24 protein-coding genes are annotated in these 24,186 nt (G+C 65.9%); 15 read left to right on the forward strand and 9 right to left on the reverse strand.

Translation table 11 applies throughout. The features are described from left to right. Positions 1-89: 89 nt before the first annotated feature. Both dctP and CBW24_RS11540 read right to left on the reverse strand, forming a co-directional pair. Positions 90-1,091 carry a TRAP transporter substrate-binding protein DctP gene (gene dctP, locus CBW24_RS11535; RefSeq protein WP_088664561.1) on the reverse strand — a complete coding sequence of 334 codons (1,002 nt, stop codon included), beginning with the start codon at positions 1,089-1,091 and terminating at the stop codon, positions 90-92. Between the two features lie 147 nt (positions 1,092-1,238). Next, positions 1,239-1,898 carry a GntR family transcriptional regulator gene (locus CBW24_RS11540; RefSeq protein WP_097373674.1) on the reverse strand — a complete coding sequence of 220 codons (660 nt, stop codon included), beginning with the start codon at positions 1,896-1,898 and terminating at the stop codon, positions 1,239-1,241. Positions 1,899-2,108: 210 nt separating this feature from the next. On the opposite strand from CBW24_RS11540, the gene CBW24_RS11545 reads away from it, so the two are divergent. The 10 genes from CBW24_RS11545 to CBW24_RS11595 all read left to right on the forward strand — a co-directional run bounded on the left by CBW24_RS11545 (position 2,109) and on the right by CBW24_RS11595 (position 11,996). Beyond that, positions 2,109-2,951, forward strand: a complete 843-nt coding sequence (locus CBW24_RS11545; protein WP_097373675.1) for a GntR family transcriptional regulator — start codon at positions 2,109-2,111, stop codon at positions 2,949-2,951. A 25-nt stretch (positions 2,952-2,976) separates the two neighbouring features. Next, positions 2,977-3,420, forward strand: coding sequence for a type II 3-dehydroquinate dehydratase (gene aroQ, locus CBW24_RS11550; RefSeq protein WP_088664558.1), 444 nt, complete (start codon positions 2,977-2,979; stop codon positions 3,418-3,420). 297 nt (positions 3,421-3,717) lie between these two features. Next, entirely contained in the window at positions 3,718-4,752 is a 1,035-nt protein-coding gene (gene coxB, locus CBW24_RS11555; RefSeq protein WP_097373676.1) for a cytochrome c oxidase subunit II, read from the forward strand. Between the two features lie 155 nt (positions 4,753-4,907). Further along, on the forward strand, positions 4,908-7,412 hold the full coding sequence (ctaD, locus tag CBW24_RS11560; protein ID WP_232530318.1) for a cytochrome c oxidase subunit I: 2,505 nt from the start codon (positions 4,908-4,910) through the stop codon (positions 7,410-7,412). Continuing rightward, positions 7,412-7,876: a hypothetical protein gene (locus tag CBW24_RS11565; RefSeq protein WP_198405178.1), complete on the forward strand. Its 465-nt coding sequence runs from the start codon at positions 7,412-7,414 to the stop codon at positions 7,874-7,876. The genes ctaD and CBW24_RS11565 overlap by 1 nt, the downstream gene beginning before the upstream one ends. Next, positions 7,873-8,514: a cytochrome c oxidase assembly protein gene (locus CBW24_RS11570; protein ID WP_269779742.1), complete on the forward strand. Its 642-nt coding sequence runs from the start codon at positions 7,873-7,875 to the stop codon at positions 8,512-8,514. The genes CBW24_RS11565 and CBW24_RS11570 overlap by 4 nt, the downstream gene beginning before the upstream one ends. Continuing rightward, positions 8,505-9,719, forward strand: coding sequence for a c-type cytochrome (locus CBW24_RS11575; protein ID WP_097373678.1), 1,215 nt, complete (start codon positions 8,505-8,507; stop codon positions 9,717-9,719). Before CBW24_RS11570 ends, CBW24_RS11575 begins: the two co-directional genes overlap by 10 nt. A 31-nt stretch (positions 9,720-9,750) precedes the next feature. Next, the gene (locus CBW24_RS11580; protein ID WP_097373679.1) at positions 9,751-10,410 is read left to right on the forward strand and encodes a DNA-3-methyladenine glycosylase family protein; all 660 of its coding nucleotides are present in this window, start codon (positions 9,751-9,753) and stop codon (positions 10,408-10,410) included. Beyond that, positions 10,407-11,078 carry an alpha/beta hydrolase gene (locus CBW24_RS11585; RefSeq protein ID WP_097373680.1) on the forward strand — a complete coding sequence of 224 codons (672 nt, stop codon included), beginning with the start codon at positions 10,407-10,409 and terminating at the stop codon, positions 11,076-11,078. The genes CBW24_RS11580 and CBW24_RS11585 overlap by 4 nt, the downstream gene beginning before the upstream one ends. Before the next feature lie 333 nt (positions 11,079-11,411). Then, entirely contained in the window at positions 11,412-11,996 is a 585-nt protein-coding gene (locus CBW24_RS11595) for an HNH endonuclease (protein ID WP_088664552.1), read from the forward strand. A 17-nt stretch (positions 11,997-12,013) separates the two neighbouring features. Here CBW24_RS11595 and CBW24_RS11600 read toward each other — a convergent pair whose 3' ends face one another. Together CBW24_RS11600 and thyX are read right to left on the reverse strand one after the other, a co-directional pair. Then, on the reverse strand, positions 12,014-13,054 hold the full coding sequence (locus CBW24_RS11600) for a type I restriction endonuclease (RefSeq protein WP_097373682.1): 1,041 nt from the start codon (positions 13,052-13,054) through the stop codon (positions 12,014-12,016). Positions 13,055-13,107: 53 nt separating this feature from the next. Further along, the gene (gene thyX, locus CBW24_RS11605; RefSeq protein WP_097373683.1) at positions 13,108-14,016 is read right to left on the reverse strand and encodes an FAD-dependent thymidylate synthase; all 909 of its coding nucleotides are present in this window, start codon (positions 14,014-14,016) and stop codon (positions 13,108-13,110) included. Between the two features lie 281 nt (positions 14,017-14,297). Between thyX and CBW24_RS11610 the strand changes: the two genes are divergently transcribed. The 4 genes from CBW24_RS11610 to CBW24_RS11625 all read left to right on the forward strand — a co-directional run bounded on the left by CBW24_RS11610 (position 14,298) and on the right by CBW24_RS11625 (position 17,952). After that, positions 14,298-15,221 carry a hypothetical protein gene (locus CBW24_RS11610; RefSeq protein WP_097373684.1) on the forward strand — a complete coding sequence of 308 codons (924 nt, stop codon included), beginning with the start codon at positions 14,298-14,300 and terminating at the stop codon, positions 15,219-15,221. A gap of 30 nt (positions 15,222-15,251) precedes the next feature. After that, on the forward strand, positions 15,252-16,685 hold the full coding sequence (locus CBW24_RS11615; protein WP_097373685.1) for a surface lipoprotein assembly modifier: 1,434 nt from the start codon (positions 15,252-15,254) through the stop codon (positions 16,683-16,685). A gap of 89 nt (positions 16,686-16,774) precedes the next feature. Continuing rightward, positions 16,775-17,203, forward strand: coding sequence for a VOC family protein (locus tag CBW24_RS11620; RefSeq protein WP_088664548.1), 429 nt, complete (start codon positions 16,775-16,777; stop codon positions 17,201-17,203). Continuing rightward, complete coding sequence (locus tag CBW24_RS11625) at positions 17,170-17,952, forward strand: DUF1194 domain-containing protein (protein WP_232529765.1); 783 nt, start codon at positions 17,170-17,172, stop codon at positions 17,950-17,952. The genes CBW24_RS11620 and CBW24_RS11625 overlap by 34 nt, the downstream gene beginning before the upstream one ends. Positions 17,953-17,991: 39 nt before the next feature. Here the strand turns inward: CBW24_RS11625 and CBW24_RS11630 are convergent, their stop codons facing one another. The 4 genes from CBW24_RS11630 to CBW24_RS11645 all read right to left on the reverse strand — a co-directional run bounded on the left by CBW24_RS11630 (position 17,992) and on the right by CBW24_RS11645 (position 21,023). Then, entirely contained in the window at positions 17,992-18,528 is a 537-nt protein-coding gene (locus CBW24_RS11630) for a hypothetical protein (protein WP_198405179.1), read from the reverse strand. Between the two features lie 52 nt (positions 18,529-18,580). Beyond that, on the reverse strand, positions 18,581-19,606 hold the full coding sequence (locus CBW24_RS11635) for an endonuclease/exonuclease/phosphatase family protein (protein WP_097374225.1): 1,026 nt from the start codon (positions 19,604-19,606) through the stop codon (positions 18,581-18,583). Positions 19,607-19,692: 86 nt separating this feature from the next. Continuing rightward, positions 19,693-20,373, reverse strand: coding sequence for a molecular chaperone DjiA (locus CBW24_RS11640; protein ID WP_088664547.1), 681 nt, complete (start codon positions 20,371-20,373; stop codon positions 19,693-19,695). Between the two features lie 110 nt (positions 20,374-20,483). After that, positions 20,484-21,023, reverse strand: coding sequence for a GNAT family N-acetyltransferase (locus CBW24_RS11645; protein WP_088664546.1), 540 nt, complete (start codon positions 21,021-21,023; stop codon positions 20,484-20,486). Positions 21,024-21,186: 163 nt separating this feature from the next. Here CBW24_RS11645 and proS point away from each other — a divergent pair, with 163 nt between their 5' ends. After that, a complete protein-coding gene (gene proS / locus CBW24_RS11650; RefSeq protein ID WP_097373686.1) occupies positions 21,187-22,527 on the forward strand; it encodes a proline--tRNA ligase in 1,341 nt (446 codons plus the stop codon). A gap of 411 nt (positions 22,528-22,938) precedes the next feature. On the opposite strand, the gene CBW24_RS11655 is transcribed toward proS, so the two are convergent. Continuing rightward, positions 22,939-24,123: a M20 aminoacylase family protein gene (locus CBW24_RS11655; RefSeq protein ID WP_097373687.1), complete on the reverse strand. Its 1,185-nt coding sequence runs from the start codon at positions 24,121-24,123 to the stop codon at positions 22,939-22,941. Positions 24,124-24,186: the final 63 nt, after the last annotated feature.

The following is a 24,186-nucleotide window of genomic DNA, read 5'->3' on the forward strand; positions in this document are numbered from 1 at the left end:
GACCGCGCCCGAACCTCAAGCCTGCGACCGTGCCCGACAGGCGCGGTCATGCCGGAGGGCACCCCTGCGGGGCCCCTCCGCCGTGGCGATCACTCGCCCAGTGCGTTGATCTGGTCGAGAACACCCTCGGGCCAATCGGCGGCGTATTCGCTTTCCAGATACATGGACTGCACCCGCTCGCGGAATGCGGCCAGATCGGGCTCATAGACCTTCAGGCCCTGCTCTTCGACGAAGCTGACCAGTTCTTCTTCCTTGGCAAGCTGGTTCTGGCGACCGAATTCGGCGGCTTCATCAGCGGCGGATTGAACGGCCTGCTGCTGCTCTTCGGAGAGGTTGTTCCAGACTTCCAGACCGATGGTCAGGTAGTTCAGGTCCACGAGATGCGAGGTCAGGACGATCTGGTCGGTGACTTCGTAGAACTTCGCGTCCACCACGGTGGGGATCGGGTTGTCCTGACCGTCGATCGCGCCGGTCTGCAGCGCGGTGTAAACTTCGGTAAAGGCGACGGGGACCGGGTTCGCACCCAGCGCACGGCCAAGGAACTGCCATGCGTCAGTGCCGGGCATCCGCAGCTTCACGCCATCCAGATCCTCGGGGGTCTGCACGTCGCGGTCGCCTTTCAGGTTCAGCTGACGCTTGCCCAGATACATCACGGACAGCAGCTTCACGCCCAGTTCGTCTTCGACCTTCTGCTTGAACGGGTCCATCAGCGGGTCGTTGAACACCGCGACCTGATGTTCGGCGCTCTGGTGCACATAGCCCGCCGTGAAGATCGAGAATTCGGGGAAGAAGACGGCCAGTTCCTGCGCGGACGCGATCGACATCTCAAGGTTGCCGCGCGCGATGGCTTCCAGCTCGGTGCCCTGCTTGTAGAGCGTCGCGTTCCAATGCGGCTCGAAGCTCGCGAAATCGGAAACGGCGGGGCCGAATTTCTCGACCAGTGCGACAGCGCGCTGATCGGTTTCAGATGCCGGCGAAGACAGGCGCAGCTGCAGCTTGTCCTGAGCAAAGGCCGAGGTGGCGAGGCTGACGCTGGCCGCAGCGGCCGCAGCAAGACCGAACGCGGCGCGCCGCGTGACTTTCATAGACATGGATGTCCTCCCAAGTGTCGTTACGCGTCGGCAACCCGACGGCACCCGCGGACCCTGCCAATGCTCCATGTCAAAATCAACAGAAATATTCCGGCATCTACCAAAAAATTCCGTTTGTCCGTGAAAGCACTAATAATCGATTATTCATCATCCGACCTGAAGGGCCGAGGTCACGCCGCTTTCGATATGGTCGCGCAGGATCGCTTTCGCGGCGGCCGCATCGCGGGCCAGCGCGGCGTCAAGCATCTGTTTGTGCTGCTGGGAGGCGATCTCTCCGCGGTTCGTCAGAACCCGGAATTGGTAGCGAAGGTATTTGTCGAAAACGACGCGGTGGATGTTGAGAAGCTGCTCCGAATGGCAGGCCGCGATCAGGGCCACATGGAATTCGCCATCAAACAGCCGCCAGTGCTGCAGCGCGGTCATGTCGCCCGAATTGATCCGCTGCTCCATCCGGTAAAGCCGGTGATGGGCGGCGATGATTCGGCCTTCCCACGCTGTATCGCCACGCTCGAACGACCGGTGCATGGCATGGGATTCCAGCAAGATGCGCAGTTCGGCCAGTTCGTGCAGATCGTCTTCGGAGATCGGCGCGGCAAAGAAGCCGCGCTGCCCTTCGGTGACCACGAACCCCTCCATCGTCAGACGGTTGAGCGCTTCGCGCAGGGTCGATGTGCTGGCGCCGTAAGCGTCGCGCAGTGCCGAAAGCTTCAGCTTGTCGCCGGGCCCGTGGCGGCCAAAAATGATGTCACGGCGCAGTGCCCCGTAAAGGGACGCGCCGATCGAGGCGGGCTCGGTGACCTGCTGCATGATGTTCCTTGTCGTTGCCTTTGCCCCGGCAGACCCCGGCCCCCGCTGGCCCGTGCGGGCGCGGAGCCGCGGCGTGCGGAGCGGTCCTCCCTCTCGGAAGGGCCGAGAATAAGTGACATTCAGAGCCTGTCCACAGATTCTTGCATATAATCGATTTCAGTGCCAAACCCTGCACTGTTCGATCTTTGTCGGACGACCGAGGGAGGCGCAATGGTGGGCGATACCGGCAATGGCCAAGGCAGCGGTCCGCGCGACGGCTCCGGCAGCGGCGTGACGCCTGCGGGCAAGGATACGCCCGCGACATCGGCCAGCCCGCCCTCCTCCGCCCCCGTGCAAAAAGGCGCTTCGCCCCAATCCGCCACGCCCCGTCGCGGTGCGCGGGCCCGCGCGGGCAAAGCCACCCGCGCCAGCCGCGTGGCGTCGGAATTGCGCGATCTGATCCTGCGGGGCGACCTGCCGCCGGGCTCCAAGGTGCATCTCGACCAGCTTCGCGAACGGTTTGGGGTCTCGCTGTCGCCGATGCGCGAAGCGGTGAGCCGCCTTGTCGCCGATGGCATCGTCGTGTTCGAGGATCAGCGCGGCTATCGCATCGCGCCGGTCAGCCGTGAGAATCTGATGGAGATCAGTCAGGTGCGCGCCGATGTCGAATCGCTCGCCCTGCGCTATGCCATCGCCGCCGCCGATCTGGACTGGGAAAGCGAAATCCTCGCCGCCCTGCACCGCGTCAACCGCACCCCCCGCGACAATGACGATCCCGACCGGTTCGAGGCATGGGAACAGGCGCATAGCGACTTCCACCAAGCGCTGATTAGCGGCTGCGCTTTGCCGACGCTTCTGCGGTTCTGCGCCACGCTGCATTTGCAAACCGACCGCTACCGCCGCTTGCTGCTGCCCGGCACGGCACCGGATCTGGACGTCGCTCAGGAACATGCCGCCATCGCAGAGGCCGCCGTGGCCCGTGACACCGACCGTGCCGCCGCCCTGCTCCACGATCACATCCAGCGCACCGGCACCATGCTGGCCGCGCGGATCGACCCCGATTTGACAGACTGACCCGTCCCGAGAGAGGAGACACGCCATGCCCCCCATGATCTACATCATCAACGGTCCCAACCTGAACCTGCTGGGCAAGCGCCAGCCCGATGTCTACGGCTACCAGACCCTCGACGATGTCGAAGCGGGCTGCCGCGAGGTGGCCGAGGCGTTTGGGCTGGAGTGCAAGCTGCTGCAATCCAACTGGGAAGGTCAGATCGTCGACTGGATTCATGAGGCGCGCGAAACTGCGGCGGGCATCATCATCAATCCCGGCGCGCTGACCCACACTTCGGTCGCTGTGCTCGACGCGCTGAACACCTTCGAAGGTCAGGTGTTCGAGGTGCATATCTCCAACGTTCATAAGCGCGAAAGCTTCCGCCACCACAGCTATGTCAGCCTGCGCGCCGATGGCGTCATGGCCGGTTTCGGGATCGAGGGCTATGCGCTTGCCATGCGCCGGATGGGCAACCTGCTGGGCCAACCCTGACAGACACGCCGGGCAGGCGCGCGGCCCCGTGTCCGGCGCGCCGTAAGTCTGCCCGCGGCGCGCGACTGAGCGCGCGCCGCACCCGTGTCTGGTGGCAGGTCCGGTCCCGGTCCAACGCCACCCTGCGGCCAAGCGCCAACCTGCAAGGACGTATAACGGGGGGCACCCGCCAACCCGACCCGCCCCGTCCCGCTGCCCATTTTCTGACCCAACCAACACACGCCCTCACATCCGTTCACTTTTTTCGGAACCGGGGCGCTTCGGGGTGGTTGGCCTTGGGGACAGACGGCGCGGCAGATGACTTCCGACAGACAGACCGATCAAACAGCGGCCACAGGACCGACGCGGTGCAGCGCCTTGCGTGCTGTGGCGCTTTGTGGCCTGTCCCTTACCCTTGCAGCCTGTGATTTTCGCCAATCGGCGCTGGCCCCTGCCGGGCGCGATGCCGAAACGCTGGCCGATCTGTTCTGGGTTCTGCTGATCGGGGCGGTCGTGCTGTGGCTGCTGATGAACGGCCTGATCTTCTATCTCACGCGCATCAATATGGCGAGCCTGCCGCGCCGCTGGGCCAACCGGCTGATCATCGGCGGCGGCATCATCTTTCCCACGGTCGTGCTGTCGGCGCTGCTGGTCTACGCCCTGTCGATCATGCCCGATCAGCGCGCCCCCGGTGACGGGCTGACCCTGCGGGTCACTGGCGAGCAATGGTGGTGGCGGGTCGAATACCTCCCCGAAGGCAGCGACACGCCGATCGTATCCGCCAATGAAATCCGCCTGCCCACGGACGCCCGCGCCGATATTCTGCTTGGCGCGAAACGGGTAATCCACAGCTTCTGGATACCGGCCCTGGGCGGCAAGATGGACATGTTTCCGGGTCGCGAAACCCGCATGTCGCTGGAGCCGCACACCCCCGGTGTCTATCGCGGTCAATGCGCCGAGTTTTGCGGCGAAAGCCATGCGAAGATGGCGTTCGAGGCCGTCGTGATGACCCCCGATGATTTCGACGCGTGGCTGGAAAACGAGGCCGCCGATGCCCGCCCGCCCACAGGTGCAGAAGCCACACGCGGCGCTGAACTGTTCGGCACCGAGGGCTGCGGCGCCTGCCACGCCATCCGGGGCACCGAACATCGCGGTCAGGTCGGGCCCGATCTGACCCATATCGGCACGCGCCATTCGCTGGCAGCCGGTTCGCTGGGCACAGACCGCGCCGATTTCCTGCGCTGGCTGCGCGACCCGGACGCGATCAAGCCCGGCGTGGAGATGCCCGGATATGACCACCTGCCGCCGGAAGATCTGGCCGCGCTGACCGCCTATCTGATGGGGCTGGAATGACCGACGAGACCGACCACAGCCGCGAAAGCCGCGCGCAGGACGCCCTGCCCCGCGACGACACCCACCCCACCGCGTCGCAGCAGGAGCCCGCAGAGCCGCGCGGCCACCGCGCCGATGATCGCGCCCCCGAAGGCCCCTACCCGCCGACCGAGGAGATGCTGAACGAGCCGGTCGACCCGGAATTGCAGAAAGAACAGGTCGCCCGCCTGCGCAAGGCATGGGAAACCCCGCGCGGCTGGCGCTACATTTCCGCCGTAAACAATACCGAAGTCGGCGTGTGGTATTCGCTGACCGCCTTCGCCTTCATGCTGATGGCAGGGGTGATGGCGCTGATGATCCGCACCCAGCTGGCCGTGCCCGAAAACGATCTGATCAGCGCCGACCGCTTCAACCAGCTGTTCACGATGCACGGCTCCGCAATGATGTTTTTGTTCGCCGTGCCGATGTTCGAGGCGATTTCGATCCTGATCCTGCCCGGCATCCTCGGCGCGCGCGACATGCCGTTTCCGCGCCTGTCGGCCTATGGCTACTGGTGTTTCCTCATTGGCGGCATCTTTGTCATCGGGTCGATCTTCTTTGACAGCGCGCCCAATTCCGGCTGGTTCATGTATCCGCCGCTGGCGACCAAGGCCGAAGGCATCGGCTCCGACATCTGGCTGCTGGGCCTGTCCTTCATTGAGGTGGCATCCATCGCGGCGGCGGTGGAACTGATCGTCGGCGCGCTGAAATGCCGTCCCCCCGGGATGCGGGTCAACATCATGCCGCTTTACGCGTGGTATGTGATGGTTGTGGGCGGGATGATCCTGTTCGCCTTCCCGCCGCTCATCGCGGGCGATTTCCTGTTCGAGATGGAGCGCAGCCTCGACTGGCCGTTCTTCGACCCGGAGCGCGGCGGCGACCCGATGCTGTGGCAGCACCTGTTCTGGATCTTTGGCCATCCCGAGGTCTACATCATTTTCCTGCCCTCCATCGCCATCGCCGCGATGGTCGTGCCGACAATGGCCCGGCGCCCGATCGTGGGCTATTCGTGGATCGTGCTGTCGGCGGTGGGCACCGGGTTTCTGAGCTTTGGCCTGTGGGTGCATCACATGTTCACCACCGGCCTGCCCAATATGTCGCTTGGCTTTTTCTCGGCCGCGTCCGAAGCGGTGGTGATCCCCACGGGCATTCAGATCTTTGCCTTCGTGGCTACGCTGATGGTGGGCCGGGTCAAGATCAGCCTGCCGATGCTGTGGATCGCGGGCGCGCTGGCGGTGTTCACCGCAGGCGGGCTCACGGGCGTGATGGTGGCGCTCGCGCCCTTCGACTGGCAGGTGCATGACAGCTACTTCATCGTGGCGCATCTGCATTACACCCTGTTCGGCGGCATGGTGTTTCCGGTGATCGCGGGGATCTACTACTTCTACCCGTTCCTTGCCAAAAAGATGATGAGCGAGCGTCTGGGCCGCTGGTCGTTCTGGCTGACCTTCACCGGGTTCAACATCTGCTTCCTGCCGATGCATCTGACCGGCCTGCTGGGCATGCCGCGCCGGGTCTATACCTATCCCGGCGATCTGGGCTGGGACTGGCTCAACATGGTGTCGACCGTGGGCGCATTCATCCTTGCCGCCGGGATCTTGACGTTCGCGTGGGATCTGGTGCGCCCAAAGGGGCGTCAGCCGCAGGTGCCGCGCAATCCGTGGGATGCGGGCACCATCGAATGGACCCATGATGTCCCGGGCGAGGCATGGGGCGTGCGCTCGATCCCCCATGTCACCAGCCGCTACCCGCTTTGGGATCAGCCGAAACTGGTCGAGCGGATGGATGCCGGGCGCTATTACCTGCCCGATGCCGAGGAAGGCCTGCGCGAGACGCTCATTACCACCGTCATCGACGCCAAGCCCATTCAGGTGCAGCGCGTCACCGGCCCGGCATGGATCACGCTGATGGCCGCGTTCTTTACCGGTGGGGCGTTCATCCTGCCGACCTTCTCGCTTTACGCGCCCGCGATCGTGTCGGGGGCCTTTGCGGTGGTCTGCATCCTCTATTGGCTGTGGACCGCGACCGCCCGTGTGCCGGAGCACGAGATGAAGGATGTCGGGCTGGGCCTGCGCCTGCCGACCTATGCGTCTGGCCCCCGCGCCGTGGGCTGGTGGGCGATGTGGATCACGATGCTGGGCGACGCGACGGCCTTTGCGTCGCTGATCTTCGGCATCTTCTTTTACTGGACCGCCAATTCCAGCTTCCCGCCGCCGGGCGCGACCCATGCCAATGGGATGCTCGTCGCTCTGGGCACCGTGCTGCTGGTGGGGGCGTGGGCCGCGACGCTGGGTGCACGCGAAACCAATCGGCGGGGCGCCGTGCCCGTGGCGCGCGGCTTGCTGGGGCTGGCGCTGCTGTTGACCATCGCGGGCGGGGCGAGCCTGATCGTATCGGTGCTGGAACTGGAACCCACGACCCATGTCTACCCCGCCATGATGTGTGCGCTGGTGGTCTGGATTTCCGCCCACCTGATCGCCGGGGCGGTGATGCAAGCCTACTGCCTTGCCGGATCGGTCTTTGGCAAACTCACCCCCCGCCACGATGCCGATATCTGGAACGTCACCCTGTTTTGGCATTTCCTCGTCATCTCGATCGTCGTGACCGGGCTGATGGTCGGCCTGTTCCCGAGGATGCTGTGATGGACGCGCGCCACGATCACACCACCCCGCAGGGTCAGAAACCCCCGCCGGCGGATGAGCGCGCGCCGCGCACCGATGAGGAACGCCGCGCCTTTGCCGAGGAACGCGAAAGCCTGTGGCGCATCACGCTGGCCCCCACCGCATGGGCGGTGCATTTCGTGGTCAGCTACGGCGCGACCGCGTTCTACTGCGCAAAGCTGGCGCAGACCGGGCTGCCGATCACGGCGCTGCGGCTGGGGCTGGGCGCGTTTAGCCTTGTCGTGCTCGGCTTCATCGCGTGGATCGGCTGGCGCAGCTTCCGCCAATGGGACGTGCGGCGCACCGGCGATTTCCTCAACGCCTCCGGCCATGCCGAGGACCGGCATCAGTTTCTGGGCCATGCCGCATTCCTGCTGTCGATCATCTCCTTCATCGGGGTGGTGTTTGTCAGCATGCCCTTCGTCGTGTTGTCGAGTTGCCTGTGAGCGCGGCGATCCCCTCCCCCGCGTGGCCCGCCGCGCGCGTGGCCGCAATCGGTGGCGTGCTTGCCTTGACCGGCATGTGGCTGACCCCGTGGGAGCGGCTGCTCGTCGGGCACTTCCCCGCCCATATGATCCGGCACATGGTGATGGTCGCGCTGGCCCCGCCGATGCTGCTGCTTGCATGGCCCGCACTGGGGCGGGTGTTTGGCGTCTCGCCGCTGCTGGGCGCGGTGGTGGAATTCGCGCTGGTCTGGGGCTGGCATGTGCCTGCAGCCCATGCGCTGGCGCGTGGCGGGGCGGGATGGTTCGCGCTGGAACAGGGCAGCTTCCTGCTGGCCGGGCTGCTGGTCTGGGCCGGGTGCCTGCGCCGCGACACGCCGCTTGCGGGTGCGGGCGGGCTGCTTTTGACATCCATGCATATGACGCTGCTGGGCGCGCTGATCGTGCTCGCCCCTCGGGCGCTATACCCCGACGCCCATGCGGGCCACGGGGGCGATGCCGCGCTGGCCGGGCAGCAACTGGGCGGGCTGGTGATGTTGGGCATCGGCACACCGGCTTATCTCATTGCGGGGCTGTGGCAGACCGCGCGGGCGCTGCGCGACCCCGAACATGACGGCGAAAGGAGCACCCCATGCGCGTGACCCTGTGGAAGCTGATCGCCGCCGTCGCGGTGCTGGGCCTCATCGGCGCAGGCGCGGTGGTGTTCGGCGGGCTTTACAACGTGTCGGCGCGCAAGGGCCATTTCCCCGGCGTGTCATGGGTGCTGCACACCACGTTCCGCAATTCGGTCGCGCTGCGCGCGCCTTCGCCCGAGGACACACCCGATCTGAGCGATCCGGCGCTGATCGCACTGGGCGCGGGGCATTACGCCACCGCTTGTGCCACCTGTCACGCCGCGCCCGGCACTGCCCGCACCGCCACCATGCGCGCGATGGTGCCCGTGCCGCCGCCCATCGCCGAAGCCGCGAGCGACTGGTCCGCCGAGGAACTGTGGTGGATCGTGTTCAACGGGGTCAAGATGTCCGGCATGCCCGGCTGGCCCGCGGATCGCGGGGATGAGGTCTGGGCCGTTGTCGCGTGGCTGGAGGCGCTGAACGAGGATCGCGCCCCCGCCCTGCCCGACCCTGCCCTGCCCGATCCTGCTGCGCTGACCGCCCAAGCAGGCGACGAGGCTGCGGACGAAGCGGCGGCGGGCGACGCCATCGCCTATTGTGAAACCTGCCACGGCCCCATCGCCCGGCATGTCCCGACGCTGGGCCTGCAATCCGAGGCCTATCTGCTGAAGGCGCTCACCGACTACCGCGCAGGCACCCGCGCCAGCGGCATCATGCAACAGGCCGCCACGGTCGTGCCGGAAAACGCGCTGCCCGAACTTGCCGCCCATTTCGCGGACGAAGACCTCCCCGCCCCCGATCCCGCCGACTGGCAGAACGCAGATCTCGAACTGGGCGAGGAACTGGCCCGCAACGGCGATGATGACGTGCCCGCCTGCACCGCCTGCCACGGCCCCGATGCAACCCGCACCGCAGGCAGCCCTGCCGGGTTCCCGGTGTTGACGGGGCAGGATCGCGACTACCTGCGGGCACAGTTGAAGGTCTGGCGCGACGGCAAGCGCGGCGGCACGGGCCGGGCCGAGGTGATGACCGCCGCCGCGCAGGATCTGACCGACGCGGAGATCGACGCGATTTCCGCGTGGTATGCCGCGTTGCCGCCCGCGCCAGACGCTGACGCTGAGGCTGAGGCTGAGGCTGAGGCTGAGGCTGAGGCTGAGGCTGAGGCCAATCAGACCCCCGCGCCAGACACCACCCCCGCCCCCGAACTCGACGCCGATGCTGATGCCGAGTGACAGCGCCACGTCCCCCCTTTAGCGTGGCCGCATGACCGATGCGCCGCACCCCGCCCCTGCCGCTGTCGGGCGGATCATCACCACCCATGACTGCGTGGCCGAAGGGGCCGCGTGGCTGGCCCGCGCCGAACCCCGCTTCGCCGCCGCGCTGGACCTGACCGGCCCGCTCCCGCTGCGGCGCCGTGCCGATGGCTTCGAGGCGCTGCTGTCTGCGATTGTGTCGCAACAGGTCTCCGTCGCCGCCGCCGCCGCGATCTGGTCCCGGCTCAAGGCCGCGCGCCTCACCGGCCCGCGCAAGGTGCAGTGGGCCACCGATGACGACCTGCGCGCCTGCGGCCTGTCGCGCCCCAAGATCCGCTATGCTCGCGCGCTGGCCGAGGCCCGGCTCGATTATCCCGCGCTGCGCGTCGCGTCCGAGGCAGAGATCATCGCAACCCTGACCGCCGTGCCGGGCATCGGGCGCTGGACCGCCGAAATCTACGCCATGTTCTCGCTCGGGCGGGCCGATGTGTTCGCCCCCGGCGATCTGGCCTTGCAGGAGGCGGTGCGAATGTTATTCGGGTTTGACAGCCGCCCCAGCGAGCGCGCCCTGCGCGAGCTGGCCCAAGACTGGAGCCCGTGGCGCGCCGTCGCCGCGCGCCTGCTCTGGGCCTATTTCCGGGTGGCCAAGGACAGGGAAGGGATCCGATGACACGCGAGTTGACCGACAGCCGCCGCGCACCCCTATCGGAGGAAGAACCGACTTCGGTCGTGGTCTTTCTGCACGGCTACGGGGCCGATGGCGCCGATCTGCTGGGACTGGCGGAGCCGCTGGCGCCGCATATGCCCAACACCGCCTTCCGCGCCCCCAACGCGCCGGAACGCTGCACCGCCTCGCCCACCGGCTACCAATGGTTCCCGATCCCGTGGATCGACGGATCGAGCGAGGCCGAAGCCGCGACCGCCATGACACAGGCCGCGCATGACCTGACCGCCTATCTCGACCGGGTGCTGACCGAGGAAAACCTCACCGCCGACCGGATGATCCTAGTGGGGTTCAGCCAAGGCACGATGATGTCGCTGCATGTCGCCCCGCGTCGCGATCATCAGATCGCGGGCATCGTCGGCTTCTCGGGGCGGCTGCTGTCGCCCGACACGCTGGAGGCCGATCTGAAAGTGAAACCGCCGGTGCTGCTTCTGCATGGCGACGCCGATGACGTGGTGCCCTTCGCCTCGATGGCCGAGGCCGAAACCACGCTGAAGGCGGCGGGCTTCGACGTCTGGACCCATGTCATGCCCGGCACGCCCCACGGCATCGCGCCCGACGGGTTGCAGGAGGCGCTGGGCTTCATGTCCGCGCAGTTGCGCATCACGGGCTGACCCCGTTCGGCCCGGCCCCCGTCTGCGCGGCGCCGTCTGCGCGGCCCCGCCTGAGCAGTCTGGGCTGACCAAAGCCCACGATCACCCTGCGCGCGCCCACCAAATCCGGGCGCGCTTCAGAATTGCCTGTCAAACGGGCGGTGCCGGGCACGGCGCCGCCCGTTTTCGTCACATCGCCGTCATCTGACTTGGATAGCCTATCCCCGGTCCCGTCACTTCATATGCGGGGCTTGCCGGAACGGAAACGCCATATATAGTCAACTTGACGCAAGGGGCAGCCCACCGTGGCAAGGCGGGAGCCCGGCTCACAGGCGAGAGACGGAGCAGCTATCCATGGACGGAGATTTCAGGACGAGTTTCGTCAGGGAACCAAACAGCCTCAGACATCATCCCGCGCTGGTGCTCAACGCCGATTACCGGCCCCTCTCCTATTATCCGCTGTCGCTTTGGCCTTGGCAGGAGGCGGTAAAGGCCGCGTGGCTCGACCGGGTGACGATCCTCGCGGAATACGACGAGGAGGTCCGAAGCCCCTCGACCCGCATCCGCATTCCCTCCGTCGTGGTCCTCAAGGATTTCGTAAAACCTCAGAAGCGCGTGGCCTTCACGCGCTTCAATCTTTTTCTGAGGGATGAATTCTGCTGCCAATACTGCGGCGCCAAGGGCGACCTGACCTTTGACCATGTCGTGCCCCGCGCCCGTGGCGGCATCACCAGTTGGGAAAACGTCGTCGCCGCCTGCTCTCGCTGCAATCTCAAGAAAGGCTCGAAAAGCCTGCGCCAAGCCGGCATGAGCCTGCGCCGCGCGCCCCGACAGCCCGCCTCCGACGACCTGCGCAACACAGGCCGCAAATTCCCCCCCGGCTACCTACACGAAAGCTGGGTCGATTTCCTGTATTGGGACGCTGAACTGGAGGCGTGAGGCGGCGCGGACAGCGATCAGGCGTATTTGTTGGCGGCAGCCTCAAGTCGGGTCGCAAATCCGAAAATGTCAGTTAGAGACTGCACCGGCACGCGATCTTCTTTGTCCCCATCGAACAGTCCGACGTATTTCTGCTTTCTGTTAAAGTGCAGTCTCGCCAGCGGCTTCCGGTTGTTATTGTCGAGGAGGATCGCGCAATAGGATCTGGCATCCCGCATATGGATCCGGTCGGCATCTATGGACGCACGCAAGATCGACCTGACCGTCAGCCAACCTTCAATTTCCTCCTGCGTCGTGTCCACACCATCGTCGAGTTCCGTCGGCTTGGCATTTGCGGCGCGGTCGTCGTGCCCATCTTCCAGCACGCTGCTGAGACGTCCCCGCACCTTGTCACGGACAAGATCGCGAAACGCGGCAGGGATCGCCTGCGCCACGGCCTCGCGCACGTCCTTGTTCATGCGACCGTCATGCACTTCCTGCACCATGAGCCGGACCAGCCCGTCGGGCGGCGCATCAATCCATTTTTCGACAACCTTGCGGACGATGGAAACATATTTGAGCCGCTCGGCCTGCTCCAAAATATTGGCAACGTCGAAATCCTGCCGGGTAAATTTTCGCAATTCCTCAAGCGCAGCTTGCGAATGATCGAGCAGGTCGAACGTGAAGAAAGGCTTTTTGTCGAGCTTGTTGTCTTCCTCAAGGTCAGAGAAAAATCTGAATTCGCGCCCATTGGTTAAAATGGCAAAGCGCGCCTTGGTGACGGAAAAATAGCGACACAGCTGCCCCAAATGCTTTTCGTTAAGCTGAGTGCTGAGCCCCTTGCACTCAATAAGGATAGAGACAGCGCCATCCCGCATAACGGCATAATCGACCTTTTCGCCCCGCCGGCTATAGGTATCAGCGGTAAATTCGGGAACGACTTCTGACGGATTGAAAACGTCATATCCCAATGCTTGAAGAAACGGCAACACCGCCGAGGTCTTTGCCGCTTCTTCCGTTTGGATCGTTTCCGAATGTTCGGCAACACGCTTTGCCAGCGCGGAAATCTGCGCATCCATTGTCCACACCCCTAAATACTCATACTACGGGATGATGAGGCAATAAGTCCGCTTTAGTTGTCAACCATCTCCATAAACTCGCGCCATTCGCGTTTGCTCATGCCGGAGTCTTCCTGCTCTACGCGCTCGCCTTTTAGCATGCGGCGCAGGACCGATAGCGCGGGGCCGGACAGGATCGCGCCGCCCAGACGGTAATCTTCGAACGCGCCATAGGCCGCGGGGACCCAATCCTTGACGATATTGCAGATCGCATCGGCATAGACGCGGATCTCATATTGGGCATGGCTGTCGGCGCGCAGGCGCAGGAAATGGAACAGGTTGTGCAGGTCCACCTTCCAATACCATTGGGTATAAATATTGGCGGGCAGGTTCATCCGCGCCAATTCGCGCGCCAGCCCATCCTGACCGTCGGTGCCGATCATCTGTTCGTAATGGTCATAGGCGCGGTTGCTGTCGGCTTTCAGGATTTCCAGCACACGGGCGGCTTCCTCGCCCTGTAGCGCATCGCCCCGGCCTTGGTTGTTGACCACCGATTGCGCGGCCAGTTGCTCCGGCGCCGGGATGTAGAATTCCCGGTCGAGGATCGAATAGCGCCCCGAATATTCGTTCACATTTGCGGTCCGGTGGCGGATCCATTGCCGCGCGACAAAGACCGGCAGCTTCACATGCAGCTTCACCTCGCACATCTCGAACGGGGTCGAATGCCAGTGCCGCATCAGGTAGCGGATCAGGCCCTCGTCGTTGCTGACGGATTTTGTGCCCCGGCCATAGCTGACGCGCGCGGCCTGACAGATCGCGGCATCGTCGCCCATGTAATCCACGACCCGGACAAACCCGTGATCGAGCACCTCATGAGCGGTGTAGAGATGCGCCTCCATCCCCGGCGCGACGGCGCGCAGCGTCTGGCTCGGCGTGGCGCGCTGCGTGTCGATCTCGGCCTGTTGGTCGGGGGAAAGCGGCATGGCGGGTCTCCTGAAGGGAATCGTCGTCGAAGGGGTGCGAGTCGCGCGCGACCTTATCCGCTGCGCCGGGGCAGGCAAACGCCGTTCCCGGCAGTCCGCGCGTCACCCCGCCCCGCTGATTGGATCCGCCGCGCCCCCTTTTGCCGCCCCGCCCCCGCGCCGACCATTTTGACACACCACCCTGTTTTCTCGCCCGCGCGCCTTCACGCCGAATTGACTTTAAGCCGGGCCGCCAAGACCATCGGGCGCAATCGAGCAGGTAAAAAAAGACGAGCGGACAGATGTTTGACGAAGCCCCCTTTGGACGGCTGGCGCCGGTATTCGCCGTCGCGCTGGCGCTGACCCTTTCGGCATGCGGGGGCGGCGATGGCTCCAACCCGGTGACCGGCGGCAGCGACAGCTCGACCGATGATGGCACCCCCGACGAAGAAGACACCAGCGACGGTGAGGATGTCACCACCCCGACGACCGGCGACAACACCACACGCACCACTGGCGATCTGACTGGCATCACCTATAACGCCGCCGACAACACCATCACGGTTGACGACCTGCCTTTTGATGGGGTCGACGGCGTCTATGTAAACACCGGGGTTACCGCCGTCGCGGGCTTTAACGTCTATGCCAGCCAGCGCGGAGACGAGACCGGGCAGCGCCAGTATTACGCCGTCTACCGCAAAGACACCTACGTCGAGGCGGGCTCTGTCCAAACCGGCGACTATTTCGATTTCGGCTTTGGTGGCGCGCAGTATAAGCGCTCCGACGATACCGTGACTTTGCCCATCGGCACCGGCGAGGCAGTCTATAATGGCAGTTACGGTGGCACACGGGTGGAGAGCGGATCGGGCAATGAGGATGACATTTCGATCGTTTCCGGCACGGCCCGGATCGAGGTCGATTTCCTCGACTTTGAAACGACCAGCGCCGTCGAAGGACAGATCCACAGCCGCCAATATTACACGGTAGACGGCACCCTGCTTGGCAACCTGCCCACCATCTATCTCAACACCGCCAATATTACAGAGAGCGGCTTCATCGAATCCGGGGAAGCCAATACCTACGACGAAGAGGGCGAAGCAGTGGAATCAGGCAGCTACGCTGGCGTTTTTGCCGGTCCGAACGGCGAGCAGATCACCGGCGTCATCATCCTTGAGGATGATCGTAGCACCGTCCGCGAGATCGGCGTTTTCACGGCCACGGACTGAGCCATTGGCACACCGGTGAGCCCGGGGGAAATGATGCAATACGCCGCGATCGAGCAACGCCCGACGGAAGATGCCGACCGCATCGCGCGGACACTCTGCGCGATGGTGGCGTTGCTCGCGGCAGTGGCTGCTTCGGCGGGCATGGCGCTTCTGGCCCCCGCCCCCGCGCTGGCTGAATCCGTGACACTTGCTCCGGCGGAGGCGCGGCAGCTGGCCTTGCAGGCGCTTCAGATCCACGATGCGTCCACGGCCCAGAGAATGGCGCGCGCGGCGTTGCTGGCGCGGCCGGATGATATTGAGGCACGGCTGATCCTGAGCGCGGCGCTGACCACCGGGGGGGAAGCCCGGCTGGGCGAGGATGAGGCCCGCCGCGCGCTGGCCGATGCCACCTCGCCCGAGGACCGCCACCGTGCCGAACGGGCCGTGGCCGCAGCCCTCACCGCGCAGGGGGCCCATACCCGCGCGCAGGTCTGGCTGCGCCGCGCCGCGCAATCGGCCCCCGACGCCCGCGCCCGCGCCGCCACGGTGCGCAGCTACCGCGCGGTGCGCCGCGCCAATCCGTGGCATGGCGAATTGCGCCTAGGGGTCGCGCCCTCGTCCAATATCAACAACGGCTCCGCGCAGGACCGCATGCGCATCGGCGGTCTGGATTTCGATCTGTCGGGCAGTGCGCAGGCGCTGTCGGGATTGGAGACCACGTTTGGCGGCGGGGTCGATTGGCAGACCGTGCTGGGCCAGCGCACCCGCCTGACCCTCGGCGCCGATGCGGTCTCCCAACGCTACCGGCTGAGCGGCGAGGCCCGCGATCAGGCACCGGGTGCCGAAAATTCCGACTATGCCCGCGACACCGTCGAATTCAGCGCCGCGCTACGCTTTGTCGCGGCGCCCGATGCGCCCCCGTGGGATGCGGAACTGACCTTGGGCCACAGCTGGTATGGCGGCGAAGACATCGCCCGCTACGGCGAACTGGAATTGACCCGTGGTCTCCGGCTTGGCGCTGATACGCTGGGCTGGGTGGAGGTCTGGGGCCGGGTGGCGGAGCGGCTCGACAATGATCTGCGCTCCTCGGAGGCCAGCGGCGTGTCGTTCAGACTGGCCCACCGGATCGACGGCGGCGCGCTGCTGAGCTTTGGCATTGGCCTGTCGGACACCCGATCCGACAGCGCGCTGGTCGCTCATGACGCCGCCACCCTGTCGCTGGGCTACCGGCTGGCACAGCCGGTGCTGGGCGCGCAGGCGGAACTGTCCGCGCAACTGGGCCGCGCGGATTACGACGGCCCCGTCTACGGGATGCTGCGGGAGGATCGCAGCATGGGCATCGGTGCCTCGCTGTTTTTCCGCGACCATGACCTGTATGGCTTTGCGCCGGTTCTGGACCTGAGCGCGCGGCGCACCGAAAGCTCGGTTGATCTGTATGACACCCGCGATCTGGGCCTGTCGGTGTCGCTGCGCTCGACGTTCTGAAACGGCCCCCCCAGGCGCGCTTTCGACTGGTCCGGCGCGGCGCGCGTGCTAGGCTCCGCCACGCGACGTTTCCGCTGAAAGGACCCCTCATGAAAATCCGCTATCTGCACACCATGGTGCGTGTGAAAGATCTCGATGCCGCCATCGCGTTCTACGAACTTCTGGGCCTGAAGGAGACCCGCCGCTCCGAAAGCGAAGCCGGGCGGTTCACCCTCGTCTTCATGGCCCCCGAAGGGCAGGAAGACTGCCCGGTGGAGCTGACCTATAACTGGGACGGCGATGAGGGCCTGCCCTCCGACAGCCGCCATTTCGGCCATCTCGCCTATAGCGTCGGCAATATTTACGAGATGTGCGAGCGCCTGCAGCAGGCCGGTGTCACTATCAACCGCCCCCCGCGCGACGGGCGCATGGCCTTTGTCCGCTCCCCCGACAATGTGTCGATCGAATTGCTTCAGGACGGCGACGCGCTGGAGCCTGCGGAACCGTGGAAAAGCATGGAAAACACCGGGCATTGGTGATGCCGCGCAGGCCGCGCGCCGGGATGCGGGCGGTGGTCCGCGCGGTGGTGCGCGCGGGGGCACTGGCGCTGGTGCCCATGCTGGCCGCCCTGCCGGGCGCGGCCAGCGCGCAATCTTGCAGGCAATCGCTGGTGCTGGGGCTCGATGTGTCGGGCTCGGTCGATGACCGCGAATACCGCCAGCAACTGGACGGTCTGGCCGCGGCGCTGGACAGCCCGCCGGTGCGCGCGGCGCTGTTGCAGTCGCCCGGCGTGCCGGTGGCGCTGGCTGTATTCGAATGGAGCGGACACGCCGCGCAACGACTGGTGGCCGATTGGGCACTGATCGACAGTGCCCCGGCCCTGGACCAATTCACCGCCACTCTGCGCAGCACCGCCCGACAGCCCATGCCCCGCACCACCGCGCTGGGGGAGGCGATGCGCCACGGCGCGCAGATGCTCGCGCGCGGCCCCGCCTGCGTCACCCGCACCATCGATATTTCCGGCGATGGGCGCAGCAATGACGGCCCCCGCCCCGAAGACGTCGCGTCCGACCCGCTGCTGAGCGGCGTCATCGTCAACGCGCTGGTGATCGGCGCAGGTGGCCGCGAAAGCCGCGATCTGGAGGCATATTTTCGCGCCCGTGTGCGCCACGGCCCCGGTGCGTTCGTCGAACTGGCAGACGGGTTCGACGACTACCGCCGCGCGATGGAATTGAAGCTGCTCCGCGAATTGCAGGGGCTGTCGCTCAGCGTGCTGCGCCAGCCGTGAACGGCGCAGCCCCACGGGCATTATCAGCCAATTCCCGCGCTAGAGGTCGATCGCACCATCGGGGCGAAGCGCCGGGCCGCCCTCCCCGCCGGGACGCTCATCGGGGCCAAGGTCATCCGGCGCGGGGTCATCCTCCAGCGGGGTCTTACGGCGTAGAATGATGTCGCCGTTGGGCAGCTTCTCTGGCGCGTGGTAATCATCGACCGAGCGGATCATCCGGCTCATCTCGATCAGCGCCGGACCCATTTCATCGACCATCCGGCGCAAGGCAGGCTCCAGATCGCGGGCCATACCCTCCATCGCGGGGCGCATTTCGTCCATCAAGCCCTGAAACAACATGCGTCCGCCTTCCTCCAGCAGACCAAGCCCCTCGCCCATATCGGCGTCAGGCTCCGCCTCGGGGGCGGTGTCCGGCAGATTGTCCGGCAGGGGGTCTTCCTGCGGCGTGTCGGGCGCGAATATCTGTGCGGCGGCAGGCCCCGGCGGCAGCGTCGCAGGCAGGCTCACCGCGGCGCCCAGAAGCACGGCGCGCAGTGGGTGGGTCAGAAACGGGCGGGTCAGGATCGGGCGTGTCATAGCACTGATATAGGGGTGCGGCCCGTTAAACCAAATGCCTCCGCCCGCCAGCCTATAGCGGCAGGTCGAGTGTCACGGGGAAATGATCGGACGCGGCCAGCAGCGCCTCTCGCAGCGCGGCGTCACGGTAGATCTCCGGCGCGTCGAACGGATGCCAGATGCGCCAGCGCGGCTGCCGCGCCGCCAGATCGGGCGACACCATGATATAGTCCAGCAGCGCCGACAGATAACGCTCCTCCGGCGCGATCCAGAACCGCGCCGAGGTCGGCTGCGCCTGCGTAGGCCGCCCCGCCCCGGCCAGCGCCCGCCGCGCATGGGGATCGTAAAGCCGCGCGGGGGCGGGCGCATCGTGACCCAGCACGATCTCCAATCCCGAGCGCCCAAACAGCGCCTCGTAATCATCCAGCCCCGGCCCGTCGTTGAAATCGCCCAGCACCACCAGCGGCGTGCCCTGCGCCAGATGCGCCTCGACCCGGTGCCGCAGCCAGATGCATTGCGCGAGTTGCTTGCGCCGGTTGGCGATGGCCAGCCGCGTCACATCCGCTTCGCTGCGTGCGCCGTGGGGGGCCTTCGATTTCACATGCACACCGATCAGATGCAGCAGCGGCACCTCCGCCCCGCGCAGATGCAGCGCCACCTCCAGCGGCGGCTTGGAAAACCGGACGTGATCCAGCGTCGCATCGATATCCAGATCGATCCGGTAACTGCCGTCAAAGCGCGGCGCGCCGTCGCTGTCCTGTGGCGCGTGGCGCGGGGTCAGCCGGTCGGGATCGTAAAGCAGCGCCAATTCCTGCTGCGTGTCATTGGCAAACCCCATCAGGCACGCCCGCGCCCGCAGATCGAACCGGGTGGCAAAGTTTTCCAGCGCGGTGATGGTGCTGCGCTTGGTGCCGGTGTCGGGCGCTTCGACGACCAGCACCGCATCGGCGTCAAGCGCGGCAAACACCCGGCCCAGCGCCGCCGTCTGCGTCGCCCGGTCAATGCCATGCCGCCCTCCGGCGCGGGCGTCGTCATGCATCCGGCCCGCATCGTCAAACAGCGCATCGAACCATTCGACATTATAGGTGGCGATGCGCAGCCTGCCGCCCGGTGCCGGATCGGAGCCAGACCCGGACCTGGCGCTAGATCCGGCCCCAGATCCCGGCCCAGATCCGGACGCCGTGCTCATGCCGCGCGGCCGCCGATCTGTTCATAGGCGCGGTTGATGCGGATCAGACGCTGTTCCGCCATCTTCACCGCTTCTTCCGGCAGGCCCCGCGCCAGCAACCGGTCGGGATGGTTGTCGCGCACCAATTGCCGCCACGCGCGGCGAATGTCCTCCGGCGCTGTGCCCGGCTCCACCCCCAGCACGTCATGCGGATCGGGGGACTGCCCCGCCACCAGCCGCGAGCGCAACCGCCGATACTGCACCTCGTCAAAGCCAAAGATCTCCGCCACCCGCGCCAGAAACGCATCTTCGGCGGGGTGGAAACTGCCATCGGCCACGGCGATGTAGAACAGCCCCTCCAACAGATCCGACAGCGCCTCATGCCCGGTCTCGAACATACCGGCGATCCGCGCGGCGTAGATCTCGAACCCCGCGACATCGCGCCGGGCAAGGTTGAACACCCGCGCCGCATTGTCGAGCTCACTGTCGGGGATGGTAAAGATCTGGCGAAATGCCATGACCTCGTCGCGGGTCACGGTGCCATCGGCCTTGGCCATCTTGGCCCCCAGCGCGATCACCGCGATGGTAAACCCGACCGAGCGTTCGGGCGGCGTGCGCAGCCGCTCAAAAATAGCCGATAGCCCCTCCCCTTGCGTGAGGGCGGCGATGGCGTCAGCGATGCGGGTCCAGATCGACATGGGATGACTTTAAACCGGGTGTGCGCCGGTGTCAGGCGGATTGCAGCGGCCTGACGCGGTGCTGATATTTGTTACTGCGACCCCGGCGCGGGGCCGCCAGACGCACGGGCTCACAGCATTTTCTGCATCAGATCCAGATCGAGCCAACGCCCGAACTTGAACCCCACCTGCGGCAGCCGCGCGACATGGGCAAAGCCGAGCGCCGCGTGAAAGGCCCGGCCCGCCGGGTTCTCGCCGCTGACCCCGGCCATCATCGAATGCACCCCTTCGGCACGGGCATGATCCAGCATCACGGCCATCAACGCCCGCCCCACCCCGCACCCGCGCGCCTGCGGCGCAAGCAGGATGGAATGTTCCTTGGTATGGGCATAGCCCGGCCCGCCGCGAAACGGGAAATAGGTCGCATAGCCCAGCAACGCGCCCTCATGCTCGGCGATCCAATGGGTCTGACCCCCGGCCAGCAGCGCACCGATGGTCAACGCATCCTTCGGCGCGGTGGTAAACGTGATCGTGGTGTCGCGGATCATCGGGTTGATTAGATCGGCGAGCCCGGCGCAGTCGGCCATTCTGGCAGGGCGGATCGTGCAGGACGCCGGGGTCGGGTCCGGCGCGCCCTGCGCGGCGCGGCTTTGGGACAGGGGGTCTGGCATGGCGTTCCGATCCTTAGGGTCTGCCTGCGCAGGATTGCGGCCTCTGGGCACGGGGCGCAAGGCTGCGATGGGGCCGCGCCTCTCGGCCGTGGCTGCCCCGCCGCTTGCCCGGCCCGCGCCTTTCGCGTAACTGCGATGACGCAATGCAACAGAGGGTCCACCCATGCGCCTGAGCCGTTACTTCCTGCCGGTCCTGAAGGAAACTCCGGCCGACGCCCAGATCGTCAGCCACCGCTACATGCTTCGTGCCGGCATGATCCGGCAGCAGGCGGCGGGGATCTATTCGTGGCTGCCGCTGGGCTATAAGGTGCTCAAGCGCATCGAACAGATCGTCCACGAGGAACAGCAGCGCGCGGGCCATATCCCGCTGCTGATGCCGACGCTGCAACCCGCCAGCCTGTGGCAGGAATCGGGGCGCTTCGATGCCTATGGGCCGGAAATGCTGCGCATTCGCGACCGCCACGACCGCGACATGCTGTATGGTCCCACCAACGAGGAGATGATCACCGACATCTTCCGCGGCCATGTGGCAAGCTACCGCGATCTGCCCCTGACGCTCTACCATATCCAGTGGAAATTCCGCGATGAGATCCGCCCGCGCTTCGGCGTGATGCGGGGCCGCGAATTCTACATGAAGGACGGCTATAACTTCGACCTCACGAAAGAAGACGCGCTGCACGCCTATAACCGGCATCTGGTGACCTATCTGCGCACCTATGAGCGCATGGGCCTTCAGGCCATTCCGATGCGCGCCGATAGCGGCCCCATCGGCGGCGACGACACGCATGAATTCCTCGTGCTGGCAGAAACCGGCGAATCGGAGGTGTTCTATGACGCCGCCGTCACCGACATCCGGTTGGGCGCGCGCGACATCGATTACGATGACAAGGCGCAGTGTCAGGCCGTGATGGAAGAATTTACCGAGCTTTACGCCCGCACGGATGAAACCCACGACGCCGAGGAATTCGACCGCATCCCCGAGGAGCGCCGCCGCAGCGCCCGCGGCATCGAGGTCGGCCAGATCTTCTACTTCGGCACCAAGTATTCCGAGGCCATGGGCGCCACCGTCGCCACCCCGGAAGGCGAGCGTGTCCCGGTCCATATGGGTAGCCACGGCATCGGCGTCAGCCGTCTGGTGGGCGCGATCATCGAGGCCAGCCACGACGACAAAGGCATCATCTGGCCCGAAGGTGTGACCCCGTTCCATGTCGGCATCGTCAACCTCAAGCAAGGCGACGCGGAAGCGGACAAAGCCTGCGAGGATCTCTACGCCGCGATGGAAGCCGCCGGGCTGGAGCCGCTCTATGACGACCGCTCCGAACGCGCCGGCGCGAAATTCGCCACCATGGACCTCATCGGTCTGCCGTGGCGGATCACCGTCGGCCCGCGCGGGCTGAAAAACGGCGTGGTCGAGTTGACCTCCCGCCGCAGCGGCGAAAGCGAAGAACTGGCCCCCGAAGCCGCCATCGCCCGCCTGATCGAGATCTACGCAGGTAAGCTCTGATCGCCGCGCGCGGGGGCCAACGCCCCCGCGCCATCCCACCCGTTGCCCGTCCCCTCCCGCCCGGCAGGCTCACGTTGGGCGCATGATACGGCCATGCCTCGCGACCTCTGAACTCAGCACAACCGCTCTCGAACAAGGCCAAAGGCCGCGAGAGCGAGCGCCTGCCCGTCCCTGCGGGCTGGCGCTTGGCCACCTTGCGCTGACCTCAGAGCGGGGAGGAACACCGCACCATAAAGCGCACTGCTCCCCCGTTGCAGCGCCATCCCACGGGCAGGCTACCGTTGCGCGCATAAAGGCGTTTAGCCACCTCACGCTGACCACTGATCGGGGACGAACACGGCACCACAAAGCGCGCCGCCCACCCCCACCCCACGGGCAGGCGCACGTTACGCCGGAGAGGACAGCGCCGCTTCAGCAGTGCCGCCCGCCCGACCCCGCCACGGGCATCCGGCGCTCCACGATCTCGGCCCACCACGAGCAGCCCGCCGGGATCGCGTCATCGCTGAAATTGTAGCGCGGGTTATGCACGGGCGCGGTGTCGCCGTTGCCGACAAGGATGTAGGCGCCGGGGCGTTCCTCCAGCATGTAGGCGAAATCCTCGCCGCCCATCACCAGTTCGGCCTCCGCGCAGTCGCCCGCGACAGCCCGCGCCACCTCGGCGGCGAATTCGGTCTGGGCGTCGTGGTTCACCATCACCGGATAGCCGGGGATGTAATTCACCTGCGCCTCGGCGCCGAAAACGCGGGCTTGCGCTTCCGCGATCTCGGTCATCCGCCGGGCCGCCTGTTTGCGCACCTCCGCATCCAGCGTGCGGATCGTGCCCTTCAGTTTGACCCGCTGCGGCAGCACGTTGAACGCGGTGGAGCTGCTCTCGATGCTGGTCACCGACACCACCGCGTGTTCCACGGGATCGACATTGCGGCTGACGATGCTTTGCAGGGCGATCACGATATGGGCGGCGGCGACGTTGCTGTCCACGGCCTCCTGCGGCTTGGCGGCGTGACCGCCCTGCCCCTCCACGACGATCTCGAACTGGTCGGTCGCGGCAAAGAACGGACCCGGCCGGATCGCGAAACTGCCCTGCGGCAGACCGGGCCAGTTGTGCATGCCGTAGACCTCCTGAATGCCGAAGCGCTCCATCAGCCCGTCCTCGCACATCTCGCGCCCGCCGCCGCCGCCCTCCTCGGCGGGCTGGAAGATCACCACGCAGGTGCCGTCGAAATTGCGCGTCTCGCACAGATATTGCGCAGCCCCCAACAGCATGGCGGTATGGCCGTCATGGCCGCAGGCATGCATCGCGCCCGGCGTGGTGGAGGCATAGTCAAGCCCGGTCTGCTCGGTCAGCGGCAGCGCGTCCATATCGGCGCGCAGACCCACGACCTTGCCCGAGCGATCCTGCTTGCCCCGGATCACGCCAACGACACCGGTGCGGCCCAGCCCCTCGACCACATCATCGCAACCAAAGCTGCGCAGCAATTCCGCCACCCGCGCGGAGGTGCGATGCGTCTCGTATAGGATTTCGGGATGGGCGTGAAAATCGCGCCGCCAGCCGGTGATCTCGGCATGGCGTTCGGCAAAGCTGTTCTTGATCGGCATCTAGGCGCTCCTGCATGGGGGCTGACCGGGGGCGGCATCGGCGCGCCACGCATCCCGCGCAGG

It is taken from the genome of Pacificitalea manganoxidans, assembly GCF_002504165.1.
Lineage (GTDB): Bacteria > Pseudomonadota > Alphaproteobacteria > Rhodobacterales > Rhodobacteraceae > Pacificitalea > Pacificitalea manganoxidans.

Excerpts from the sequence above, each read along its gene's own strand:
- dctP (WP_088664561.1), bottom strand. The coding sequence starts at position 1,091 with ATGTCTATGAAAGTCACGCGGCGCGCCGCGTTCGGTCTTGCTGCGGCC.
- CBW24_RS11540 (WP_097373674.1), bottom strand. The coding sequence starts at position 1,898 with ATGCAGCAGGTCACCGAGCCCGCCTCGATCGGCGCGTCCCTTTACGGG.
- CBW24_RS11545 (WP_097373675.1), top strand. The coding sequence starts at position 2,109 with ATGGTGGGCGATACCGGCAATGGCCAAGGCAGCGGTCCGCGCGACGGC.
- aroQ (WP_088664558.1), top strand. The coding sequence starts at position 2,977 with ATGCCCCCCATGATCTACATCATCAACGGTCCCAACCTGAACCTGCTG.
- coxB (WP_097373676.1), top strand. The coding sequence starts at position 3,718 with ATGACTTCCGACAGACAGACCGATCAAACAGCGGCCACAGGACCGACG.
- ctaD (WP_232530318.1), top strand. The coding sequence starts at position 4,908 with ATGCTGAACGAGCCGGTCGACCCGGAATTGCAGAAAGAACAGGTCGCC.
- CBW24_RS11565 (WP_198405178.1), top strand. The coding sequence starts at position 7,412 with ATGGACGCGCGCCACGATCACACCACCCCGCAGGGTCAGAAACCCCCG.
- CBW24_RS11575 (WP_097373678.1), top strand. The coding sequence starts at position 8,505 with ATGCGCGTGACCCTGTGGAAGCTGATCGCCGCCGTCGCGGTGCTGGGC.
- CBW24_RS11580 (WP_097373679.1), top strand. The coding sequence starts at position 9,751 with ATGACCGATGCGCCGCACCCCGCCCCTGCCGCTGTCGGGCGGATCATC.
- CBW24_RS11585 (WP_097373680.1), top strand. The coding sequence starts at position 10,407 with ATGACACGCGAGTTGACCGACAGCCGCCGCGCACCCCTATCGGAGGAA.
- CBW24_RS11595 (WP_088664552.1), top strand. The coding sequence starts at position 11,412 with ATGGACGGAGATTTCAGGACGAGTTTCGTCAGGGAACCAAACAGCCTC.
- CBW24_RS11600 (WP_097373682.1), bottom strand. The coding sequence starts at position 13,054 with ATGGATGCGCAGATTTCCGCGCTGGCAAAGCGTGTTGCCGAACATTCG.
- thyX (WP_097373683.1), bottom strand. The coding sequence starts at position 14,016 with ATGCCGCTTTCCCCCGACCAACAGGCCGAGATCGACACGCAGCGCGCC.
- CBW24_RS11610 (WP_097373684.1), top strand. The coding sequence starts at position 14,298 with ATGTTTGACGAAGCCCCCTTTGGACGGCTGGCGCCGGTATTCGCCGTC.
- CBW24_RS11615 (WP_097373685.1), top strand. The coding sequence starts at position 15,252 with ATGATGCAATACGCCGCGATCGAGCAACGCCCGACGGAAGATGCCGAC.
- CBW24_RS11620 (WP_088664548.1), top strand. The coding sequence starts at position 16,775 with ATGAAAATCCGCTATCTGCACACCATGGTGCGTGTGAAAGATCTCGAT.
- CBW24_RS11630 (WP_198405179.1), bottom strand. The coding sequence starts at position 18,528 with ATGACACGCCCGATCCTGACCCGCCCGTTTCTGACCCACCCACTGCGC.
- CBW24_RS11640 (WP_088664547.1), bottom strand. The coding sequence starts at position 20,373 with ATGTCGATCTGGACCCGCATCGCTGACGCCATCGCCGCCCTCACGCAA.
- CBW24_RS11645 (WP_088664546.1), bottom strand. The coding sequence starts at position 21,023 with ATGCCAGACCCCCTGTCCCAAAGCCGCGCCGCGCAGGGCGCGCCGGAC.
- proS (WP_097373686.1), top strand. The coding sequence starts at position 21,187 with ATGCGCCTGAGCCGTTACTTCCTGCCGGTCCTGAAGGAAACTCCGGCC.
- CBW24_RS11655 (WP_097373687.1), bottom strand. The coding sequence starts at position 24,123 with ATGCCGATCAAGAACAGCTTTGCCGAACGCCATGCCGAGATCACCGGC.